The following is a 2,662-nucleotide window of genomic DNA, read 5'->3' on the forward strand; positions in this document are numbered from 1 at the left end:
AATCCGAAACAGGATAGAACTGTTTCTTTTTGGAGATGGAGTTCAAGAAGTTTAGGAGTTAAAATGTTAAGAAGTTAGAAAGTTAAGGTATAGCCAGCGCATTGCTTTACGGAAAAGGTATAGCTTGTGCTGTTGCAAACTCATTCTTTAACTGCACTTTGGCTACACGATCGAATCAGCAACATAAGTTACGCACTACTTACCCAAAATAAAAAACTGTGAAGCCGTCTCCAACCCCACAGTTCATTTTCTAACTCCTAAACTTTCAAACTCCCAAACTCCCAAACTCCTTAGCTCTCCAACAGGTTGTTCTGGCCCAGCACCTGCAGCACTTCGTTTTTGTAGAAGCGGCCGATTGGAATTTCGGCTTTGCCGATGTCGACGGCTGTAGCCGAAAAAGCCTGTATCTTGTCCAGGGCCACTATAAAAGAGCGGTGAATGCGCAGAAACTTCTCTGCCGGCAGCTTCTCTTCCAGAAAACTGATTTTTTGGTAGGAGATGATTTCTTTGGCCTCTGTTTTTACCCGGATGTAGTCTTTCAGGCTTTCAATGTAGAGGATATCGGCCAGCATCACCTTCACCATTTTTTTGTCCGCCTTCAGGTAGATGAACGTCTCTTTATAGCTTATTTCGGGAGGTATGGCGGCTGCCGGGGCCACGGCAGCTGCTTTCGGCTCCGTTGCTGTTACTTTGGATACTGCCTTCAGGAACCGATCAAAAGCGATCGGTTTGAGAAGATAATCCACCGCATTGAGTTCGTAACTGTCCAGGGCATAGTCGCGGTAGGCGGTCGTAAAGATGACCTTCGGAGGATTAGGTATGGATTTGAGAAAGTCAATCCCGGTGAGCTTCGGCATCTGGATGTCGAGAAAAATCAGGTCGATGTGCTCGGCCTGCAGGCAGTTGTAGGCTTCGACAGCATTGCTGCAACGGCATACCAGTTCCAGGTTGTCGAGCCGCTCAATAAATGTTTCGAGTATATCCAGCGCCAGGGGCTCATCATCTACTACAATGCAGCGGAGTTTCATATTTTGTCTTAAGCTTTGACACAAGGTATATACGGTGATTTGTGTGTTGTATTGGGTTCTGGTTTTCTTTTGATTCGCTTATACCAGTAACAGCAACCCACCCCTGCCCCTCCCAAGAGGAGAATCTCTCCTGTATAATTCCCCTCTTGGGAGGGGCAGGGGTGGGTAATCATTTAAGAAGTTTATAGCATGTGAACTATACCCATCACTCCTCCCCCAGATCCAGTTCCAACCGTACGGCATAGCTCTCCGACTCATCTTCCACCTCCAGGCTATACCTGTTCTCATACAGCAACTCGAGGCGGCGCTGCACATTCTTGAGTCCTATACCGGATGCAAAGTCGCGGTGGCTGCTGCTGGCTTTTTCATAGCACTTGCAATTTTCGACGAGCACGACCAGCTTCTCTCCCTGCACCTTCACGTCCACCCGGATCCAGGCATTTTCAGTCTCGGTGCTCACGCCGTGCTTAAAGGCATTCTCCACAAAAGGAAGCAGCATCATGGGTGCAATCTGCTTGCCGGCTATACCTCCGCTTTCGGTAAAGGAAATATCGACCCGGTTGCCATACCGGATGCGCTCCAGGGCGATGTAGTTCTGGATGTAGTTCAGCTCTTTTTCGAGCGGCACTTTGGCAGCGGCGGCGTCGTAGAGCATGTAGTCCATGAGCCCGGACAGCTTCAGTACTACCTCCGGGGCATTCTCTGACTTTTTGAGCGTGAGGGAGTAGAGGCTGTTGAGCGTGTTGAACAGAAAGTGCGGATGAATCTGCCCTTTGAGGAACTTGAGCTCAGCCTCCAGCTTGTCCTGCGCCAGCGTCTGGGCCGACTGCTGGTGCCGGTACCAGTTTTTGAGCAGGTAGATGGCCGCTGAGATCGACACCAGGTAACCCAGGTTGACAATGTTCTTGACAAAGCGGTAGAGGGTCAGGTTGTCTTCTGTGCAGGTGGTGGGGCAGATCAGCGGGTGAATGAGGATGGGCATAAGCACAAACTGCATCAGCGTACCAATGGCCAGCATCATCAGGAGCAGGTATACAAAAAACTCCAGGTAGCGCTTTTGCAACAGGTACTGCGGCATCAGAAAATACATGTTGAAGTATACCAACGTCATCTTGAAAGGCAGCTCAATGAGCTCGATCATGAAGGCGTTGTAATAATCATCGATGTAGCTGCCGTAGAGCAGGCCAAAAAAGCAAACGTAGCACACCCAGAAAAACAGGTGCAGCAACAGGCGGTTCTGCGTTATATCCCGGATGCCAGGCAGGCTCAGCTTCTCTACCTCCAGCGCGTTCCCTGCATTTAGTTTCACTTCCATTTTGCAAAGGTAAGGTTTCTATCCTTTAAGTGCTTCGGCAGCAGTTGCTTTTAGACGAGCTGTTATACCTGCAGCCTTAACCGCACCCGCCGTGCCACCAACAGCTCACGCATACCTGTCATACGCTCCGGGTTAGCCAGGAATCTGCTCCCTTCAGGCTATCTGAAATGATCCTTCTCTTGCTGTACAAGTGGAAAAGTATTTATATCTTGGATGGCTTATATTTCCTGTATGCCAGCCCATGTGCTATACCTTACGAGAGATGGCTCATCGCATTTCGTGCTTGATTGGCAGCGCATACCTCCTGCCAAAACATAAA

General features: G+C 49.3%; 2 protein-coding genes. Both read right to left on the reverse strand.

Going from position 1 to position 2,662, the window contains the following annotated elements:
- Window positions 1–290 precede the first annotated feature (290 nt).
- Entirely contained in the window at window positions 291–1,028 is a 738-nt protein-coding gene (locus OB13_RS15415; protein ID WP_461491066.1) for a LytR/AlgR family response regulator transcription factor, read from the reverse strand.
- A 205-nt stretch (window positions 1,029–1,233) separates the two neighbouring features.
- Entirely contained in the window at window positions 1,234–2,343 is a 1,110-nt protein-coding gene (locus OB13_RS15420; RefSeq protein WP_461491067.1) for a sensor histidine kinase, read from the reverse strand.
- Between the last annotated feature and the right edge of the window lie 319 nt (window positions 2,344–2,662).

This window comes from Pontibacter sp. HJ8, from assembly GCF_054824225.1.